This window comes from Achromobacter sp. 1011791174, from assembly GCF_059760925.1.
The window spans coordinates 30,770-51,827 of sequence record NZ_JCBANH010000034.1 but is presented as its reverse complement, the minus strand read 5'-3'; the positions used below and the strand labels follow the sequence as shown (position 1 = coordinate 51,827).

Here is a 21,058-nt window from a genome sequence, read left to right as displayed (position 1 = left end):
CCATTTCAGGCATGAACCCATGACCATCAGCACGCTTGTCCAGCTCATCGGCCACACCTCGGCAAGCGCCGCGTTGCAGGATTGCATGCTGGGCCTGGGCATGAAGAAGATGCCCAAGGGCGACTCGACCACCCGGGTGCGCACCCAGGACAAGCTGGTGTCGCTGGAATTCGATCCCACCGAGTCCTACATGGGCAGGAATGTCCGGGAGCCCGTGGGCGACGGAGGGTTCACGCTGGAGTCCTTCGACGTGCACCAGGGATACCTGGGGGAGCTGCCCTTCGGCCTGTCGCTGGCCATGGACCGGCAGCAGGTGGACGCGGCGCTGGGTAGGGCCCTGGACGAAGACCCGAAGGCAGAGGTCCAGACCTACCGCCGGGATGACTTCCTGATCATCGTGTTCTATGGCGGGAAGGGGCGGAAGATCGACACATTCAGGTTCACCCGGCCCAACGTCCATAGCGCCAGGAAATTCAACATCGAGCTTCAGGCCGCTGCCGCTGAAACGCCGGGCGCGGCCGCGCAGCCGCTGTCCGCCCCGGAACTGCTGTCCTTCCTGGGCGCATCGCCGGACGACGCCGCCTTTGGCGCCTGGCTGGACCAGCATGGCATCCACGACCGTCCGCATGCGGCCCCTGGCGTTGACGGCCATGGCGCCGCGTCGGACGAGACGCTGCGCGAGGCGCGCCTGAGCGAGATCGACGAGAACGAGCGGCACGGCGTCGCGTTGATCTACGAAAGCCGGGAAAGCCACGGCCGGCTGTTTTCCGCCGAAGCTGCGGGGCAGGGCTTCGTCCTCAAGCAGGCGGCCTTCTACGGCCCGGGCGTTTCCGGCCGCGCCGGATTCCAGGGCGAGCTTCCTTTCGGCTTGCGCTTCGCCGACGGACCGGCGCAGGTTCGGGAAAAGCTCTCCGCCCCGATCGCCCGCCGCGTGCTGCATGGACTGCCGGCGGAACTCTGGGTCGACAAGGACTGGCATCTGAACATCAGCTACACGGCGGACGCCGGCCGCGTCGCCATCGTGCATGTGCGCAGGCCGAATCGCTACGATCTGGAGATGATCGGCGCCGCTTCATCGGAAGCATCCCGGAACGCGCCCGACCTGGAAAAGTTGAATGCGGCCATCGGCCTGGCCGTGGATGACGCCAAACTGCAGGCGGCCCTGGCGCCGCTGGCGTGGAACCAGGACGCACGGGACGAGGCCGGGCGCGGCGATGAGGTCTTTCGCTACCTGAAGTCCCACGGTCTGAGCCTGTATTTCCGCGATGGCGCGGACGTGGGCACGACCGTTCTTGCCGGCTATCGCGTGAACCGGGCCGGCGACATGGACAGCGCGGGATACCCGGGGCCGCTGCCCTTCGGCCTGGCGTTCTCCACCCGGCTCGAGGACATCATCCCGCGCGTCGGCAGGGATCCGGACGCGCACGGCGTGGCCGAGGACACCGGCTACTTCCTGTGGAATCTTCCCGGCTTCAGGCTGCATGTGCTGTACAGCCTGATTGACTGGCAGGTGTACAGGGTGACGTGTTCCGGGTCCGTGGCGGGATAGGCGATCATTCTTCCATGTCGTTCACGGGGCGGCACTCCTGTATGGCCGCTCAATCCGGGGCAGGCTTGCGCTTCCGGAACGGAGCGGTCCTCGGCAGGAAGGACCGCTCTGTCCGGTGAGGCCGGATCAACCAGGGTTTTCGTCGTTGCGGGAATATGCCCGTTCAGGCGACGAAAGGGGAGCGCGCGCCGGCGTCTCAGTACTTGACGCTGACCCGCGCCCACACGCTGCGGCCGGGTTCATTGACCCGCGAGTGGCCGGGGAAGCCGAAGCCGGCGTCGCCGGCCAGGTTCAGGTGCTCGGCATAGGCCTTGTCGAACAGGTTGTCCACGCCCAGCGACAGCTTGACCTGCTTGCTGATGGCATAGCCCGCGTTCAGCGAGAACACGCCGAAGCCCGCGCTGGGGCCGAAGTCCTGGCCGACCACGTTGCCGCTGTTGAGCGCGTAGCGCTTCTGCGGCGCGACCAGGCGCCAGAGCGCGCCGGCGGACCAGACGCCGTCGTCGTAAGCGGCGCTGAGCTTGGCTTCCAGCGGCGGGATCTGGGGCAGGGCGCGGCCGTCGCTGCGGTTCTCGCCCCAGGCATAGGCCAGGGTGGCGCCCAGGGTCCACGACGGCGCGACCTTCCACGACGCGCCCAGCTCGCCGCCGGCGATGCGCGCGTTCACGTTCGAAGCCTGCGAGGTCGGTCCCATCATGCCGCCCGGGCGGTAGTCGAACAGGATGAAGTCCCGCACGTAGCCGGCATAGCCGGACACCCAGGCGTCGACCTTGTCGCCGCGGTACTGCATGCCCACATCCAGCTGCGTGGTCTTTTCGGGCTTGATCGCGTCGAAGGCGTTGACCGAGCCGGCCGGACCCCTGCCGGGCGAGAACAGCTCCCAATAGTCGGGGAAGCGCTGCACATGGCCCAGGCCCACATACCAGGTGGCCGGCAGGTTCTCCAGGTCCTGCTCGTAGCGCAGGAAGCCGCTGGGCAGCGTGCTGTCGCGGCGCTGGCCGGCGGTGGGATTGGGCATCATCATCATGTGGCCTGATGTGGGACGGAAGTCCTTGGCCGAAGCCCGGTCCACGCGCGCGCCGCCGATCAGGCGGCCACGTTCGGAGGCGTGCCAGGTCAGTTCCGAGAACAGGCCGACGTTGCTGAATTCGGCGTCCTTTTCCCACGACTGGTTGCGATACGAGTTCGTGTCGGTGCCGCTGCGGCCACGGTGGCGGCTCTGCTGGAAGTCCAGACCGCCGGTCATGGACAGCGCATCGGCCAGCTTGAGCGTGGCGGCGACGCGGCCGCCCCAGGTGGCGCGGTCCACGTCGGCGGCCATGGCCATCGGCATGGGACCGTTCGGATCGGGCCGGCGCAGCGTGTAGTTGTCCATCACATGGTCGGCGTAGTTGTAGTAGAGCTGGGCCTCGATCTTTTCCAGCGTGGCGCCGAGGTTGCGCTTCTCGAAGCGCAGCCCGAAGCTCTCGCGCTTGAACTTCGAGCCGTCCATGCCCCGGCCGGCGTAACGCGCCTCGCCGTCGCCGGTGCCGGCGGTCAGCTCGAACAGCGTGTCGGCGTCCGGCGTGAAGCCCAGGGCCAGGTCGGTGTTCCACTTGTCCCAGCGCGAGGGCACGCGCAGGCCGTTGCCGTCCTTGTAGTCCTGCGAGTGCGAGTGGTTGCCGGTGACGCGCACGTAGACGCTTTCGTTGCCGGCGGTGAAGTCGGCGGTCTGGTCATTGCGGCCGAACGAGCCGCCAGTCAGGCTGCCGTCGAAGCGCACGCCGGCCTCGGTGAAGCGCGGCGTGTCGCGGTCGAAGCGCACGGTGCCGGCCGAGGCGCCGGGACCCCACAGCACGGTCTGCGGTCCCTTGATGACGGTGAGCTGGTCGAAGGTCTCGGGCGAAATGTAGGAGCTGGGCGCGTCCATGCGCGCCGGGCAGGCGCCGGGCATGGCGCTGCCGTTGGTCAGGATGTTCAGGCGCGAACCGAACATGCCGCGCAGCACCGGATCGCCGTTGGTGCCGCCATTGCGGATGGCCGAGAAGCCGGGAATGGTCTTCAGGTAGTCGGTGCCGTCGCTGGCCGGCAGCGGCTGGCGCGGCGTCTTGGGATTGGTGCTGAAGGTCAGCGGCGAATCGGGCGCGACGGCGGTGATGACCACCGGATCCATGTCGAAGGCGGGCGCCTGCTGGGCGCGGGCGGCGGGGAAGATGGCGGCCAGGGCCGTGGCCAGCGCCAGGGCGCGGGGAAATTCGAAACTCGGGTTCTGCATGACGGTGCGTCTCTGTCTTTGCATGTCGGACGGCCGCGCGCGGCGTCGTGGACCGTGAATGCGGCGCAAGGCGGCGAAAGGCAGGCGGAGGGTACGGCGGCCGGAAAAGCGCGCGGGCGCGCGCGGATCGTGCGATCAGGCCAGGGACGGGACAGGCGGGGCGCGCGGCCCCAGCGGCGGGCCGGCCGCGGGCAGCGGCGGCAGGGACAGCGGCACCGGCGGCGCGACCGAGGCCACGGCGGCGGCGGGCAAGGCCGGCAGATAGGGCAGCGGCGGCAGGTCCAGGGTCTGGTGCGCCACCATCCAGAACGGGCATTCCTGGGCGGTGTCATCGGCCTGGCCGGCGTGTCCGCCGTCGCGCGGATCGGACATCGCGGACATGTCGGACATGGCCGGGGATGGCGCGCGCGCGTCCATCAGCGCCGTCATCACGCTGGGCGGACCGCCGGCGGCCGAGCAGAAGCTGATTTGCAGGCGGCCCTGGCGCAGCGCGGCGGCGTCCGGCATGTAGCCGACCGGCACCAGTGCGCGCAGCACGGTCGCCAAGGCGAGCAGGCACAGCAGGAAGCGTGCGTGCGATCCCGTGGCGAGGCGTGACGGCGGATTGGACATGCGTCGCATTCTATCTGATACACGCTCTGAGACGCGCGTGGGCGGCGCAGCCGCGCAGGCCGCGCTTGCGCTGCGTCATGGCGCACGCGCGCCGGCGCGCCGCGCGCTATAGTCACGCAAACGCGCGGGGCGTCCGGCCTGCCGGACGTCCCGCCGCATACAGACGGGGATCCCACGCGCAATGAACATCAGATTGCTGGCCGGCGCGGCCGCCATCGCGGCCGCCGCCGTGCTGGCCTATGGCGGCTATCAGCTGCTGCCGCAAGGGCCGGCGCTGACGCGCAGCGAAGTGATCGGCGAGCTGGACGGCCCGCCGCTGGCGGCGCATGCGCGCGCCGACCTGTACCGCTACGGCGAGCGCCAGCTGCTGGTCGGCACGATGAGCAAGGCGAGCTGGGATCCGGCCGGACTGGCGCGCGCGCAGGTGCTGGACGCCGATGAGCCGGGTTTGCAGGCGCTCGCGCGCGGGCAGCGCGCCGCGATGGCGCAGACAGGCGCGGTCGACGGCGGGCAGGCCCAGGCCGATGCGCCGGATCCGGCCGTGTCCGCCTTCGCGGCCAGCGGGGCGCGCAGCCTGGTCTACAGCGGCGATGGCACCGGGGTCTTCACGCTGCGCGCCTCGATCGCCGCCGACGCCGGCGCCGGGCTGGTCAGCACGCCGCAAGGCCGCACGTTGTTCCTGGTGACCGAGGCGCTGCATCGGTCCGGCTCGGATCAGCCCCAGGCCGCCGGCGGGGTCTTTCGTTCCGAGGACCAGGGGCTGCGCTGGTCCTACGATGCCCAGGTCGCGCTGGGCGCGCCCGAACGGCGCGCGCTGTTCCTCAGCGAGACGCGGGCGGTGGCGCTGGAATCGCGCGACGGCGGAGAGCGGCTGCTCTATACCGAGGATGGCGCCCGGCGCTGGCAGGCGGCGACCATCATGGAACAGGTGTGGCCGGATGCCGGCGCCTACGGCAAGGCCTTCGACGCGCAGGCCGAAAGGACGCGTGGACTGGGGCAGGCGGACCGGCTGGAATATCGCTGGTCGCTGTATTCGCTGGGCGAAACGCAGGCCGTCGGCTGGAGCTGGCGCGTGCGCGTGCAGACCGGCGCGCAAGCGCCGCAGCTCATCGAGACGCGCCGTTTCGAGATCGCCTTCCAGGACGGAGCGCCTCCGGCCTTCCGCATCCAGCAGGCGGCGGCGCCGGCGCCGTTCCAGGACGCGTCAGGCGCATCCCGTGCTGACGCCGGCGGCGCGCTGCGCCAGGCGTCGGGCGGCCAGATCTATCAGCTGGACCCGGCGTCCCGGGAATGGCATGGCGTGGCCGCCGCGCCCCTGCTGCGGGGCACGCCCAGCCGTATCGGCCGGGCCTGGTTCGGGCGCGAGGGCTGGATGGTGCTGGCCTGCGCCGAGCTGCTGTTCTCGCCCGAGGGCGGCACCTGCGCCTATTTCCATACCCGTGACCAGGGTCGCAACTGGCGGCCGTTCCAGCTGTCGCCCGGCCAGGAAGAGGGATTGCTCGGCCTTGACGAAGCCGGCGAGGGCGTGCTGACGCTCGCGCTGCGCGAGGGCCGGACGGCGATCCTGCGCTATCCGCTGGATTGAGTGTGACGGCCTCTATCGGCTGTCCGCGTTCGCTGTCACGCCGGGGTCATCTGCTCGACCTACCATGCGCCAGTTTTCAATTCCGCCTTGCTTCGGGCAAGGTCGACAAGGAACGGCATGCTTGGGTCGCGGTCTGGTTATGTCCGGCGCGTTGAGGATATCGCGGGCGATGGCGCTGGCCTTGCCGTTGGCGCTGACTGGCGCGTTGGCGGCGTCGTCGGCGGCACGGGCCGTCGCGCCCTCGGATGCGCGGCAGGGGTTCGACATTCCCGCCCAGGATCTGCGCGCGGCGCTGGAAGCCTTCGACACCGCGACGGGCATTTCGGTGCTGTATGGATCGGACCTGGCCGCTGGACGCCGGTCGTCGGCGTTGCGTGGGCGTTATGCGCCGGACGCGGCGCTGCGTCTGTTGCTGGAGGGCACGGGCCTGATCGCGCAGGCGGTCGGCGACAAGGCTTTCGTGCTGCGGTCCACGCCCAGCGCGCCATCCGGCGGCGCGGTGTCGGCGCAGGCGCGGCATCGCCGGGCCTTCGAGGCGCAGCTGCAGCAGCGCGTGCTGGACGCCCTGTGCCGGCAGCCGGCCAGCGCGCCGGGCGTCTACCGCGCGGCGCTGGCGCTGCGGGTCGACCGGCAAGGGCAGATCGGCTCGGTGCGCCTGCTGGATTCCACGGGCAGCGCGGCGCGCGACGCGGCGATACGCGCGGCCTTGCAGGGCTTGCCGGTGGGCGAGCCGTCCGGCGATCCGGGCAAGGCCTACGTGGTGCTGGTGTTGCCGCGCGAGAGTCGCAAGCCGGCGGACTGCGCCAGCGCGCCCTAGCTTGCTCCGCTACGGAGCGCGAATGAGCGCTCCAGGATTCTCCGCGTTGCGCGACCTGATCGTGCAGCGCTATGACGACCTCAAGCGCCGCCTCACGCACCGGCTCGGCTCGGCCGATCTGGCGGGCGAGGCGCTGCACGATACCTGGCTGCGCCTTGAACAGTCGCAGCCCGACGGGACGCAGGCGCAGGCGGTGAAGACGCCGCTGGCCTATGTGATGCGGATGGCGTCGAACGCCGCCGTGGATCGTATCCGTTCGGAGCATCGCCATTTGAGTGGCGCGGAGCTGGATCTGCTGGTCGACGAACTGGTGGACCAGAATCCCGGCCCGGCGCGCCAGGCGATGGGCCGGGCCGAGCTGGAGGCTCTGTCCGGCGTGATCGACGCCATGCCCGCGCGGCGGCGCGAGATCCTGATCGCCGTGCGCGTGCACGAGATGCCCCTGCAGGACGCGGCCCGGCATTTCGGCATTTCGCCGCGCGTGGTCAGCCGCGAACTGAAGGCCGCGCACGATTTCTGCGCGGCGCGGATGGGGCGTTGAGCATGCGCGACCTGTTTGGCGCCCGGCCGGGCTCGGAGATCGATCGCATCGCGCGGGAGTGGGTGCAGCGCGTCGCGCTGCGGCAGATGACGGCGGCGCAGGCCGATGCCTTGCGCCAGTGGTGCCAGGCTGACCCCAGGCATGGCGCGGCCTTCGCCGAGGCGCATCGGTTGTGGCAGGCCATGGCGCCGGCGGCGGCGCTGAGCGAGGCGCGCGGCCGCGAGCGGCGTCTGTCGCGTCCGGCGCGTCGCGCCTTTCTTGGCGCGGGCCTGGCGTGCGCCGCGACGGCGGCGGGCGTGGCCGTGGTCGCGCCGCCATTCGGCCTGTGGCCGTCCTGGCGCGAATTGGGCGCCGACTATCGCACCGCCAAGGGCGAGCAGCGTCGGATCGTACTGCCGGGGACCGCCGTGCTGGATCTGAACACGCGCACCAGCGTCGCGCTGCGCGGCGCCGGCGTCGAGCTGATCAGCGGCGAGGCCGCGATCTCGCTGGCCGGCGCGAGCAGTCCGTTCACCGTCAGCGCGGCCGACGGCCGCATCATGGCGCGGGACGCGGTCTTCGAGCTTCGGCACACCGACGGCAGCGTCTGCGTGACCTGCCTGTCCGGCGCGGTCGAGGTGGCGCTGGCGAGCGGCGGCGCGACTTTGGCGGCGGCGCAGCGGCTGGTCTATGACGCGGCGGGCCTGCAGCCCGCGCGCACGCTGGATGCCGACGATCTGCCGGCCTGGCGCGAGGGTTTCCTGCGCTTCCGGCAGGCGCCCTTGGCCCAGGTGCTGGACGAGATCAACCGCTATCGCTCCGGCCGCGTCATCCTGATGGCGCAATCGCTGGCCGCCAGGCCCGTCAGCGTGCGGGTGGAGCTGGCGCGGCTGGACACGGCCATCGCGCAGATTCGCGAGAACTTCCAGCTCGACGCCACCGCCTTGCCCGGCGGCGTGCTGCTGCTGGGTTGATTCGCCCGCGCCGCGCCCGCTGGCGAGAGCCTGCCATCCGCAAGGGGCGCATCTTTCTCAATGTGGTCCGACCACAAAAAAACCGTCTGCTTTTCCCGCGTCGATCCGTCTAGGTAGACAAGGAGGGCGCTGGCATGGGACGCCGGCGCTCGCAATCGCGGCATGCGCGGGCGAGATCCGCATGCGGCGTTCTTTGGAGATGGGTGGCGATGAGCAAGCGCGGGCAAGGCAGGATTACTTTGAATGCGGGCGTCAGGCAAGCGGCCGTGCCGCTGGCGCCGCTGGCGCAGGCGCTAGCGCTGATGCTGGCGGCCGGCGGCGTCCAGGCCGCGCCGGCCGCCTTCAGCCCCGGCTGGTTCGCCGCCAAGGGCGCGGCGCAGGCGCAGACGCAGGCCAGCGGCCGGTTGCCCGACGGCAGCGTGGCGGGCATTCCGACGGCGGCGCGGCAGCAGACGCAGTCGCGCCAGCAATTGCAGCAGTCGCTCGGCAACCTGAACCGCACGGCGGCGGCCATCGCCGCGCAGCAGGCGGCGCAGGCCGCCGCGCGCCAGGCCGCGGGCAATGCCGCCCCGGCCGTGCCGGACGGGCTGGTCGCCGGCGGGTTGCAGATCGACACGCAGGCGCTCACGCGTGGTTGGACCCATGCCGAGGCGCCCAAGTCCAGCACCGAGAACGGCCGCAGCACCGTCACCATCAACCAGACCGCCGACCGCGCCATTCTTAACTGGCAGACATTCAACGTCGGCCGCGACACCACGGTGGACTTCCGCCAGCAGGCCGAGTGGGCGGTGCTGAACCGGGTCAACGACCCGGCCGGCCGTCCCAGCCAGATCCAGGGGCAGATCAAGGCGCCGGGCACGGTGCTGATCGTCAACCGCAATGGCGTGGTGTTCGACGGCGCCAGCCAGGTCAACGTGCGCAACCTGGTGGCCGCCGCTGGCAGGATCAGCGACGAGCAGTTCCGCGAGCGCGGGCTGTATGGCGCGCAAGGCTCGGAACCCAGCTTCACCGACGCGCTGGGCAAGGTCGAGGTCAGGCCGGGCGCGCGCATCGATACGCACGCGCCGGGCAGCGTCACGCAGGGCGGCGGCTATGTGCTGCTGCTGGGCGGCGAGGTGCACAACGCCGGCGCGATCAGCGCGCCGCGCGGGCAGGCGCAGCTTGCCGCCGGCGACAGCTTCATCATCCGGCGCGGCGTGGGCACCAGCGAGAACACCCTGTCGACCACGCGGGGCAACGAGATCGCGCCGCGCCTGGCGGCGAACCAGGATGGCGGTCTGGTACGCAACACCGGCCTGATCGTGGCGGCCGAGGGCGACGTGACGCTGGCCGGACGCCAGGTGCGCCAGGAAGGCGTGGCGCTGGCCACGACCACCACGCGCACGCGCGGCACCATCCACCTGCTGAATTCGGCCTCCGACGCCAAGGGCAGCATCGTGCTGGCGCCGGAATCGGTCACGGCGGTGCTGATCGATGACGACGGCAGCACGGCGCTGGATAGCCAGCGCAACGCGCTGATCAAGGAGTCGGCCGAGCAGGACCTGCTGCGCCACCGCCAGGCGCCGGGCGCGTTCGACAACCTGTCACGCCTGTCGGACCGGCGCGACCAGTCGCGCATCGAGATCGTCAGCGGCGGCGACATCCAGTTCCAGGGCGGCTCGCTGGCGCTGGCCACGGGCGGGCAGATCGCGGCCACGGCGGCGCGGCGCGGCTTCGTGGCGCAGGGCGCCGAGCTGGACGTGGCCGGCGCGGTGGGCGTGCGGATCGCGATGGCGTCCAACAGCGTCAAGATCAACGTGCAGGGCAACGAGCTGCGCGACGCGCCCAACAACCGCGACGCGGCCAAGCTGTTCAACGGCGAACTGTGGGTGGACCGGCGCAGCCTGATCCCGGTGGCGGCGGGCGTGGGCGGCTACGAGGGCGAGCGCTGGTACACGGCCGGCGGCCTGCTGGAGGTGGGCGGCTACCTGGCCAACCTGGGCCACGGCATCGGGGAATGGGCGGCGCAGGGCGGCACGGTGACGCTGGGCGGCAAGGAAGTGGTGGCGCAGGCGGGCTCGCGGATGAACCTGGCCGGCGGCACGCTGGACGTGGCCGAGGGCGTGATCAACCTGAGCTGGCTGCGCGGCGCGGACGGACGTTTGTACGAAGCCTCCAGCGCGCCGGCGGACCGGGTCTACGCCGGCCTGTACCGGGGCTACGAGGACCTGCACGGCCGCTGGGGCGAGAAGGCCACGCGGCGTTTCCTGAACCCGGTGCTGGCGCCAAGCACGCGGCGCGAGGCCGGCTACACGGTGGGCCGGGACGCGGGTCGGCTGGTGCTGTCGGCGCCCACCGCCGTGGTGGAAAGCGAGATCGTCGCCACGGTGTATGACGGCGCGCGCCAGACGCAGGCGCGGGCGGCCGGGACCGACGGCTACGGCCAGAGCCAGTTGGCGGTGGCGCGCGCCGGCGGGCTGGCGCTGGGCAACTACGGCGCGCTGGGCCGGGTCAACGTCTTCAATACCGACGTCAGGCTCGGCCGCTACGCCGATATCACCTTGGCGATGGCGGCGGGCGACGCGCTGGCGGCCGAGCGCGTCGGCACCGTGTGGCTGGACAGCGCGCGGCTGTCCGACATGGGCCTGGGCGTACTGGATCTGGCGACCGGCGGCGCGCTGACGGTGGCCCAGGTGGTGGCGCTGGCCGACGGCGGACACGCGGCGCTGACGGCGGGCCGGATCGATGCACAGGCTGGCATCACGGCGCGGGGCGGGGCCATCACGCTGAGCAACACCTTCGTGTCGCCAGACGCGAGCGTCAAGGCGCGCGCGCTGTCCAAGGCGGGCGAGGCGCCGGCCATCGTGCTACGCGAGGGCGCGGCGCTGGACGTGAGCGGCCGCTGGGCGGACCTGCAAGGCAAGGGCGTGGCCTCGCCGTGGCTGGGCCGGCTCGACGGCGGCCGCGTGACGCTGGACTCGCCGCATGGCATCGCGGTGGCGGCGGGCTCGCTGATCGATGTGTCTTCGGGCGGTGCGGTGCTGCACAGGGGCGAGACGCGCGCGGGCAAGGGCGGCGACGTCACGCTGCGGGCGGGCGCGCCGGAAGTGGAGGGCGCCACGGGCGCGCTGGCGCTGGCGGGGCAGCTGCGCGGCCATGGCATGGCCGGCGGCGGCACGCTGACGCTGGAGACGGATGGGAAGGTGGTGATCGGCGCGGCCGATGCGCTGGCCTACAGGCAGACCCATACGCAGGTCGGCGCGCAACAGCCCCAGCCCTTGCTGCTCGATCCGTCGCTGCTGGGCGCGGGCTTCGCGAAATACGACATCAACGGCCGTGACGGCCTGCGGGTGGCCGAGGGCGCGACGCTGGACGTGGCGATGCCGGTGTACCGATACGAGCCGGGCAACGAGGCCACGGGCCAGCGGCCGGCGCCGGCGCTGCTGCTGGCGCCGGTATACCAGGAGAACCCGCTCAAGGGCGCGCTGACGCAGCGCGCCGGCGCGGACCTGACGCTGCGCTCGCAGCGCATCGAGGGTGGCGCGGACATCGATATCGGCGCGGGCGCGCTGGTGTCGGTCGATCCGGGCCGCACGATCCGCCTGCTGGGCGGCGGCAACAGCCGTATCACCGTGGACGGCGCGCTGCGCGCGCCGGCGGCGTGGACATCGACGGCCGCCGCTACGGCCAGGCGCAGGCGGGCGGCAGCATCCTGCTGGGCGGCGCGCTGGACTGGGACGCGACCGGCATCGCCGAGAGCGCCCGTGATATCGCCATCGTGGTGCGCCCGGGCGCCGTGCTGGACGCCTCGGGCTCGCGCCTGGCCATCGACGCGCCACGCGGCAGCCGCCTGGGGACGCTGGACCTGGCCGGCGACGGCGGCCAGATCGTGCTGAAGTCCAGCTATGGCCTGTTCCTGGATGGCGACATGCGCGCCCGGGCGGGCGGCGCGGGCGCGGCCGGCGGCACGCTGGCGCTGACGCTGGAAACGCCCACGTTCCCGCTGTCGGTCAACGCCGAGGACGGCGTGCGCCGGCCGCGCGAACTGATCCTGTCGCAGGGCACGCAGGCCAGCGGCCTGGCATCGGATCTCAAGCCGGGGCAGCTCGATCCGGCGCTGCATCATGGCGCGGCGCGCCTGTCGGCGCGGCAGTTCGAGGCCGGCGGCTTCGGCAACCTGTCGCTGCTGGTCAACGGGATTCTCAGTTTCGACGGCGACGTGGCCCTGTCGGCCTCGCAAAGCCTGCGCTTCTATGCCGGCAGTTATGCCGTGACCGACCGCGCGATGGCAGGCACGGCCGTCAGCCTGTCCGCGCCGCATCTACGGCTGGCCGGCGCGGCGCGCGCCCGGGGCGACGGCGTCACGCCGACGGTGACGTGGCGCGACGGTGCGTCCGCGCGGCCCGGCGTGGGCAGCTTCACCGCCGACGCGGACCTGATCGATATCCGCGACCGCGTCGGCTTCGGCGCGCGCGGCGCGGTGCCGTTGCTGGCCGGCGCGCCGGTGACAGTGGATCGGCGCGGCTTCGATCAGGTCAGCCTCAACAGCCGTGGCGACGTGCGCCTGCTGGGCGGACAGGCCGGCCGTGGCCTGTCCGGCGACGCCACCACCGAGTTGGGCACCAACGGGGACCTGCGCATCACCAGCGCGCAGCTCTATCCGGCCACCGGCGCCAGCGCGACCATCTGGGGCGGCTATGAGACCGGCCGCCGCCTGGAAATCCTGCGCCAGCCCGGCACGGAGTCGGTGGCGCCGCCGCTGTCGGTGTTCGGCTCGCTGAGCCTGGGCGCGGACACGGTGATCCAGGCGGGCACCGTGCGCGCGCCCATGGGCTCGATCAGCCTGGGCCAGGATGCCCGTGGCAGCGACAGCTGGCGCGCGCGCTCGGTCGAGCTGATGCCCGGCAGCCTGACTTCTGTCAGCGGCGCCGGCGTCATGGTGCCTTATGGCGGCACGGCGGATGGCCTGACGTACACCTATGCCGGCGCGCCGCTGAAACCGCGCGAGCAGAATGCCGGCGGCATTGCGTTCTCCGGCCATACGCTGACGGGCCGCCAGGGCGCGGTGCTGGACCTGAGCGGCGGCGGCGAGCTGCGCGGCGCCGCCTTCGTGGCCGGGCGCGGCGGTTCGGTGGACATCCTGCGCACGCCGCTGGTCAACGCCAATCCGACATTCACCAATAGCGCGGCCGGCAATGCGATCTACGCCATCGTGCCGGGCCATGCCGGCGGCTACGCGCCGGTCGCGCCCGACACGGCGGGCAGCGAACCCGTCGTGGGCCAGACGCTGACGTTGACGCAGGACGCGGGCGGGTTGAAGGCCGGCGTCTACACGTTGATGCCGGCGGCCTATGCGCTGATGCCGGGCGCCTACCGCGTCGAGCTGGGCTCGGAGACCTTGCTGCCCGGCGCGGCGCCGACGCCGCAGGGCTCGCTGGCGGCGTCGGGCTACCTGGGCGTCTCCAACACCGGCCTGCGCGGCGCGCTGCCGCGCCAGCTGCTGCTGACGCCGGGTGAACGGGTGCGTTCGCATTCGAACTACAACGAGATGAGCCATGACGCCTTCGTGGCGGCGGACGCGGCGCGCAAGGGCGGCCTGCGCGGCCAGATCACGGCCGACGCCCGCACCCTGCGCCTGAACTATGAGCGCGTCTTGCCGCAGGAAGGCAAGCCCATGCTCGGCTTCGACGGCGTGGCGCGTTTCGCGGCCGCCAAGGGCGGGGTGGACGGTACGCTGGAGGTCCTGGCCAACGACGTGGAACTGCTGGCCGATGGCGCCGGCCGGACGGCGGGCTACACGGGCGCTTCGCTGTCGGCATCCGCGCTGAACCGTTTCAATCCCGTGCGCATGATGGTCGGCGGCCGGCTGGATCTGAAGCCGGGCGACAACTACGCGACCTTCGTGTCCAGCACCAACAATGTGACCGTGCGCGGGGGGGCCGCGCTCAGCGCCGCCGAGGTGTTCCTGATCAGCGGCGCCACCTGGGGCGGCATCACGGTGGAAGAGGGCGCCGCCATCTCGACCATCGGCCGTGGCAAGCCGGCCTACGATTCCAGCACGGGCTTGGTGTACGCCGCCGGCCGGACCGGCGTGCTGGGCTTGAGCAACGGCACGATCAACCTGCTGCCGGCCACGCCGGAGATGGCGCAGGGACCGGGCTACATCAATATCGGGGCCTGCGGCGGCGCTTGCACGGGCGCGGCCACCACGCTGGCCGCCGAAGGCACCTTGCTGGTCGCCACCGACCGCGCCTTCACGCTGGCCGACAATGCGCGCTATGGTGCGCGCAACCTGCTGCTGGCGATGTCCACGCTGAATCTGGGCGACGACGCCGCGCTGGCGCGGGCCGCCGCCGCCGGCGCCTTGCCGAACGGGCTGATGCTGAACCAGCGCGTGCTCGACAGGCTGCTCAAGGGCAATGCCGGCCCCGGCATTCCCGCCGTCGAAACCCTGATCCTGAACGCGCGCGATTCGGTCAATGTGTTTGGCTCGGTGACGCTGGACGCCACGCAGGGCAAGGGCGTGGGCCGGCTGGTGCTGGGCGCGCCGGCCATCTACGGTTATGGCGGCGCCGCCGACACCGCGACGATCCGCTCGCGCGAACTGGTGTGGACCGGCGTGTCCGCGCGTCCCTCCGATCTTTCGGGCCAGTACGATCCCGCGATACCGGGAGCGGCCATCGCGGACCGGCTGGGCGACGGCCGGCTGCGATTGGCCGCCGAGCGCATCGTGTTCGGCTACGGCCCGGACACCCAGCCCGTGAACTGGCTGTCGGCCCAACGCCTGGCGCTGGGCTTCGCCGGCGTCGACCTGCTGGCCGGCGAGCGCGTGACCGCCAATGGTCAGGGCACGCTCAAGGCCTATCACCGCCAGGGCGCGTACCAGGCGGGCAAGGGGTATGCCTACAGCGGCGGCGACCTGAACATCGTGACGCCGCTGCTGACGGGCGAGGCCAGTGCGTCCATGGCCTACACGGCGGGCGGCAGCCTGACGCTGCGTCGGCCGCAGGGCGCGGCGGCGCTGCCCGGGCAAGCCGGCGCGCTGGGCGCGCAGTTGACGCTGGCGGGCGGTTCGGTGGACCTGGACGGCGCGATCGCGCTGGCCTCGGGCAAGCTGAAGATCGAGGCCGAGCGCGACCTGCGCCTGGGCGCGCAATCGCGCCTGGACCTGGCTGGCCGCGAAGTCGTGTTCTACGACCAGACGCGCTACACCTGGGGCGGCGACCTGACGCTGGATAGCGCGTCGGGCAATATCGACCAGGAGGTCGGCTCGGTCATCGACCTGTCGGCGCGCAAGCAGCGCGGCGGCACGCTGGCCGCGACGGCGCTGGGCGCCGGCGCCGGTCGGATCGACCTGCGCGGTTCCATTCTGGGCGGCGCGTCCGGCCTGTACGACGCAGGCGGCACGCGCGTGCCGTATGACGCCGCCGAGATCACGCTGCGGGCACGGACGCTGGCCGACTTCGCCGGACTGAACACGCGCCTGAACGCGGGCCAGGTTCATGGCGCGCGCCGTTTCCAGATCAAGCAGGGCGATCTGATCTTGGGCGACGAAGTGCGCGCGCGCCAGGTCAGCATCACGGTGGACGGCGGCAGCCTGACCGTGGCCGGCCGCATCGACGCCAGCGGCTTCCAGCCCGGCATCATCCGCCTGGCGGCCAGGGGCGACCTGAATCTGCTGGGCACGCTGGACGCGCATGGCGCGGGCCTGCGTCGCGACAGCCATGGCCAGATCATCGACAGCCCCAACCGCGCGCAGGTCTCGCTGACGTCGAGCCTGGGCACGCTGACGCTGGGTCCGTCGGCCAGCATCGACCTGCGCGCCGGCACCGAGGCCGCCGGCAACGACGGCCGCGCGCGCGGCACGCTGGACCTGAACGCGCGCCGCTTGGGCGGCGCAGGCACGCGCGGCGACGGCGCGGGCGCCGATGATGTGGCGATCCTGGTGCAGGGCCGGCCGCAGGTGCGGGGCGCGTCCCTCATCGCGGTGAACGCGTTCCGCGAGTATGCCGACGCAGAATTGGCGAGCGCGCCGGACGTGTCCGGCAGCAGGCCCCAACTGATCACGCAGGACATGCTGATCCGCATCGACCGCGACAGCCAGGATTTCATCAACGCGGCGCTGGGCAACGGCGCGCTGCGCGCGCGGCTCGCGGGGCTGGACGGCCACCGCCTGCGTCCGGGCGTGGACATCGTCAGCGATCCGCTGATCAATCCCGCCGGCAACCTGACGGTGGTGGGTGACCTGGACCTGTCGGGCTTGCGCTATGGCCCGGGCTCGGACCGCAACGATCCCGCGCGGCGCGGCTTCGGCGAACCGGGCGTGCTGAACATCCGCGCGGCGGGCGATCTGACCATCCACGGCAGCATCAACGACGGCTTCGCCCCGCCGCCGGCCACGCCAGACGATCAAGGCTGGTACCTGTTCGAGTGGCGCAATGCGCAGAACAGCGGCAACACGCCGTTCGGCGGCGATATCGTGATTCCCATCGACGGCGTGTCGCTGGACAAGGGCACCGTGTTCCCCAAGGGCGCCGTGCTGAACTACGACCTGCCGGCCGAGGGCGTTACCCTGCCCAAGGGCATCGCCTTGCCGGTGGCGGTGGAGCTGACCGGCAACTACGTGCTGCCGGCGGGCGTGGTGCTGGGCGCGGACGTGTACCACGGCGACGGCTCGGTGGCCTGGCGCGCCGGCACGGTGCCGACGGCCGACGTGACGCTCGCGCCGGGCATGAAGCTGGGCGCCGGCACGGTGCTGCGCGCCGAGACGCTGGCGGCGGCGTTGACCTGGCCCAAGGGCGTGGCCTTGCCCGCGCCGATGACGGCCAGCGGCGTGCTGGCGCTGGCGCGCGGCGCCTTGATTCCGGCCATGACCAAGATCGAGCTGCCCGATGACAAACCGGTCAACCTGCGGCCGAAGACGGGCGAGTTCCAGGGCGCCAACTGGGCGCTGGCGCCGATGCTGCCGCAGGGCGCCACCAGCTGGAGCCTGCAGCTGACGGCCGGCGCGGACCTGGGTTCGGCCGATCCGCGCGCCGTCGATCCGGCTTCGCGCGGTTCGCTGGTGCTGGCCGACTCTCACGCCTCGACTCGCATGAAGATCGTGCCGGGCGGCGTTGGAATGGTGTACGCGCCCAACGATCTCGGTTACCCCGTGGGCGAGCCGGTGGACCCGGACTGGGTCAGCGATTGCGACCTCTTCCCCGGGCTTTGCGTGACCGATCCCAAGCGCATCAAGCGCACCTGGACGCAAGACGGCTCCGACATGTTCGGCACGGAAGTGGGCACGCCGGTGCAGGAAGAACTGGTTGTCTTCTGCGACATGATCCCGGGTGTCTGCAACGTCGCGATCGAGCCGGTCCGCGACATCGCGTCCGCTGAGCTGCTGGCGCCCATGTTCAGCGTGGTGCGCACCGGCGCCGGCGACCTGGGCGCGGCGGCGGCCGGCGATCTGCGCATGGACACGCCCTATGGCTTCTATACGGCGGGCACGCCATCGGCGGCGTTGCGCCGCGCCGACGGCAGCGATCCGTATGCGCAGCCGCGCGGCAGGCACATCTTCGATCCGGCCGAGGGCGCCGAGCGCGCTTCGCTGCTGGGTCCGCAACAGGACGACTACAGCGCGGCCAACGGCGCGTACCGTGCCTGGTATCCCGAGCGCGGCGGCAACGTGGACATCGTCGTGGGCGGCTCCGTGTCCGGGGACGCCTGGACGGAGTTCGCGCCGCCCAACCGCCCGCAGACGCCCAGCGCCAGCGTCGGCAACTGGCTGTGGCGGCAAGGGTCCGACGCCTTGCCGGCCTCGTGGTGGATCAACTTCGGCGCCTATGCCGTGCCCATGGCCACCAATATGTGGGCCAGCAGCCATCCGTACATCGTCGGCTTCACCGGCTTCGGCACGCTGGGCGGCGGCAACCTCAGCATCGCCGCGGGCGGCGACGCCGGCATCGTGGCGGCGCGCGGCCTGGGAGACTATGGCGCGCCGGAACCGCGCAGCCGCGCCCTGGTCGCGGCCGTGGGCGGCACCGGCCGCGTCGCGCCCGACGGTAGCCTGGTGCTGACCGGAGGCGGCGATTTGAGGCTGCGGCTGGGCGGCGCCCTGAACCCGGACCTGGACGCCTCGCAGTACGCCACGCAGTACCGGACCAATCGCCAGAAGCCCGACCTGGACGGCATGGTGACCAACCTGCGCGGCGCCATCCAGATCGAGGCACGCGCCATCGGCGGCTCGCGCCAGCTGTTCCGCCGGGACGCCGTCGCGCAGCCCGGCCTGACGGGCGACGCCATGGATCCGAGGCCAATCAATCCCTTCGTGCCGACGCTGTCGAGCGCCAGCGGCGGCATCACGCTGGTGCCGGGCGACTCCGCCGTCTATCTGGAGACCCTGGGCGACCTGGTGCTGTCCGGCGTGTCCGATGCCGGCCGCGTGCGCGTCCTGAATACCTCCATCCAGACGCCGGGCAATGGCCTGTCCGTGGGCGGCGGCCAGAGCTGGTTCTCTTTGTGGACGCCGGCCACCGCCATCAATCTGTTGAGCGCGGGCGGCAATGTCACGCCGGATACCTCGCTGAGCCACGAGGCCGCCGGCTCGGCTGCCGTGATCCGGGGGGACGACGTGACCGTGTATCCATCGATCCTGCGCGTGACGGCGGCCTCCGGCAATATCTACTACGGCCGTTCCGCCAAGAGCGGTTCGCCCGGCAGCACGCCCGCCGGCGGCCTGCTGCTGGCGCCCTCGGCCAGCGGCGAGCTGAGCTTCCTGGCGCAGCAGTCCATCTATGGCGGCGGCACGCCGGTCAGCATGTCCGGTTCGGACACGCCGCTGCCCACGCCGTTCATGCCGGCCTATGCCGGTTATGACCTGGCGGGCGGCCTGCAGCGCGGATCGCACAACAACAGCATCGACGGTGCGCCGGTGCCGCGCGCGGACGGGCCCGTCGCGCCGACCAAGGACGCGCATCCGCTGTTCGCTTTCGGGCCGGACACGCCGGGCGCCCGATCCCCGCGCGCGGAAGGATCGGAACCGATCCGCTTCTATGCGGTGCAGGGCGACCTGGTCGGGCTCAGCTCGGGCATGTCCGTGCAGTACGTGCCGCAGACCAACCGCAGCATCCTCAACTGGCTGCGCGCGGCGGCGCCGGTCCAGGCGCTGGCGGGGCGCGACATCGCCGGCCTGGGCGGCGTGTTCCTGCACAACGGCCCGTCGGATGTCTCGCTGCTGCATGCAGGCCGCGACATCTGGTATGCCGACGTCAAGGTGGCGGGCCCCGGCCTGCTGGACGTGGTGGCCGGGCGCAATCTGGTGCAGGAAGACCGCGCCAGCATCGTCAGCGTCGGCCCGGCGCTGCGCGGCGATAAGCGGCCGGGCGCGGATATCGCGATCACGGCGGGCGCCGGCTCGGCCGGACCCGACTACGACGCGCTGGGCAAGCGCTACCTGGACCCGGCCAATCGCGCCGTGGCCGGCCAGACCCTGACGAGCCAGCCCGGCAAGGTGGTGCATACCTATGAGCGCGAGCTGGCCGACTGGCTGCGCGCCCGCGACGGTTTCACCGGCAGCGACCAGGACGTGCTGGCGCGCTTCGAGACCCTGCCGCTGGCCCTGCGCCAGGCCTTCCTGCGTTCGGTGTATTTCGCCGAGCTGCGGGCCGGCGGCCGCGAGTACAACGACGCGCAAGGGCCGCGTCCGGGTTCGTACCTGCGCGGCCGCCAGGCCATCGCGGCGCTGTTCCCGGAAGGCGCGGTGCGCGAGGGCGGCATCTCGATGTTCGGACCGTCCGGCGTGCGTAGCGTCGGCGGCGGCTCGATCCAGCTGCTGGCGCCCGGCGGCCAGATCGTGGTGGGCGTGCAGGGCGTGGCGCCGCCGGGCAGCGCGGGCCTGATCACGCAGGGCCAGGGCGACATCCAGGTCTATTCCAAGGGCAGCCTGCTGCTGGGATTGTCGCGCGTGATGACGACCTTCGGCGGCGACATCCTGGCCTGGTCGGCCGAGGGCGACATCAACGCCGGCCGGGGTTCGAAGACCACGGTGGTCTACACCCCGCCGCGCCGCGACTACGATGCCTTGGGCAATGTGGTGATGGCGCCGCAGACGCCGGCGGCGGGCGCGGGCATCGCCACGCTGAATCCGATTCCGGAAGTGCCGCGCGGCGACGTGGACCTGATCGCGCCGCTGGGCACGATCGATCCGGGCGAGGCCGGCGTGCGCAGCTCGGGCAACGTCAACGTGGCGGCGCTGCACGTGGTCAACGCGGCCAACATCCAGGCCCAGGGCAACAGCAGCGGGGTGCCGGTGACGGCGGCGGTCAACACCTCGGCGCTCAGTTCGGCCAGCGCTGCGTCGGGCGCGGCGGCGGCCTCGGCCGAGAGCGAGGCGAGCCGCTCGCGCAATGCGGCGCGCCAGTCGCAGCCGTCGATCATCTCGGTGCAGATTCTGGGCTTCGGCAATGAGGGCGCCGAGGGCGCGACGCAGGCGCCCGCCGGCGGATCGGCTGGCGCGGCCGCGCTGGGCGCCACGCGCGCCGACGCGGCGCATTATGCGCCGGACGCACCGGTGCAGGTGCTGGGGCAGGTGGACCTGGGACAGGCAGAGCTGGGCCGGCTGACGGAGACCGAGCAGCGCAACCTGGCCAGATTGACGGCCGAAGGGGGCTGAACCGGCCCGGCTTGAATGGCAGACAGGGCGGCCCTTGCGGGCCGCCCTGTTTGTCTTGGCTTCGGCATTGAATAGCGCTTCTGTGGCGCTGATGGGCCGCAGGCCGCAGCCAT

9 protein-coding genes are annotated in these 21,058 nt (G+C 71.9%); 7 read left to right on the top strand and 2 right to left on the bottom strand.

Annotated elements, in window-relative coordinates; genetic code table 11:
* Positions 1 to 19 precede the first annotated feature (19 nt).
* The gene (locus AC6LJ5_RS14160) at positions 20 to 1,549 is read left to right on the top strand and encodes a hypothetical protein (RefSeq protein ID WP_498140790.1); all 1,530 of its coding nucleotides are present in this window, start codon (positions 20 to 22) and stop codon (positions 1,547 to 1,549) included.
* Between the two features lie 196 nt (positions 1,550 to 1,745).
* On the opposite strand, the gene AC6LJ5_RS14155 is transcribed toward AC6LJ5_RS14160, so the two are convergent.
* Positions 1,746 to 3,803 carry a TonB-dependent copper receptor gene (locus tag AC6LJ5_RS14155; RefSeq protein WP_498140789.1) on the bottom strand — a complete coding sequence of 686 codons (2,058 nt, stop codon included), beginning with the start codon at positions 3,801 to 3,803 and terminating at the stop codon, positions 1,746 to 1,748.
* A 135-nt stretch (positions 3,804 to 3,938) separates the two neighbouring features.
* Positions 3,939 to 4,415 (bottom strand): DUF2946 family protein, encoded by a 477-nt coding sequence (locus AC6LJ5_RS14150; RefSeq protein ID WP_498140788.1) that lies wholly within the window; start codon positions 4,413 to 4,415, stop codon positions 3,939 to 3,941.
* A 181-nt stretch (positions 4,416 to 4,596) separates the two neighbouring features.
* Between AC6LJ5_RS14150 and AC6LJ5_RS14145 the strand changes: the two genes are divergently transcribed.
* From AC6LJ5_RS14145 to AC6LJ5_RS14120, 6 genes are all read left to right on the top strand, one after another.
* Entirely contained in the window at positions 4,597 to 6,000 is a 1,404-nt protein-coding gene (locus AC6LJ5_RS14145; RefSeq protein ID WP_392409302.1) for a hypothetical protein, read from the top strand.
* A gap of 169 nt (positions 6,001 to 6,169) precedes the next feature.
* Positions 6,170 to 6,817 (top strand): STN domain-containing protein, encoded by a 648-nt coding sequence (locus AC6LJ5_RS14140; RefSeq protein ID WP_498140787.1) that lies wholly within the window; start codon positions 6,170 to 6,172, stop codon positions 6,815 to 6,817.
* 46 nt (positions 6,818 to 6,863) lie between these two features.
* Positions 6,864 to 7,358 carry an RNA polymerase sigma factor gene (locus AC6LJ5_RS14135; protein WP_498140786.1) on the top strand — a complete coding sequence of 165 codons (495 nt, stop codon included), beginning with the start codon at positions 6,864 to 6,866 and terminating at the stop codon, positions 7,356 to 7,358.
* Between the two features lie 2 nt (positions 7,359 to 7,360).
* Positions 7,361 to 8,311: a FecR family protein gene (locus AC6LJ5_RS14130; RefSeq protein WP_498140785.1), complete on the top strand. Its 951-nt coding sequence runs from the start codon at positions 7,361 to 7,363 to the stop codon at positions 8,309 to 8,311.
* Positions 8,312 to 8,520: 209 nt separating this feature from the next.
* Positions 8,521 to 12,186: a two-partner secretion domain-containing protein gene (locus AC6LJ5_RS14125; RefSeq protein WP_498140784.1), complete on the top strand. Its 3,666-nt coding sequence runs from the start codon at positions 8,521 to 8,523 to the stop codon at positions 12,184 to 12,186.
* A 32-nt stretch (positions 12,187 to 12,218) separates the two neighbouring features.
* Positions 12,219 to 20,945 (top strand): filamentous hemagglutinin family protein, encoded by an 8,727-nt coding sequence (locus AC6LJ5_RS14120; RefSeq protein WP_498140794.1) that lies wholly within the window; start codon positions 12,219 to 12,221, stop codon positions 20,943 to 20,945.
* Positions 20,946 to 21,058 lie beyond the last annotated feature (113 nt).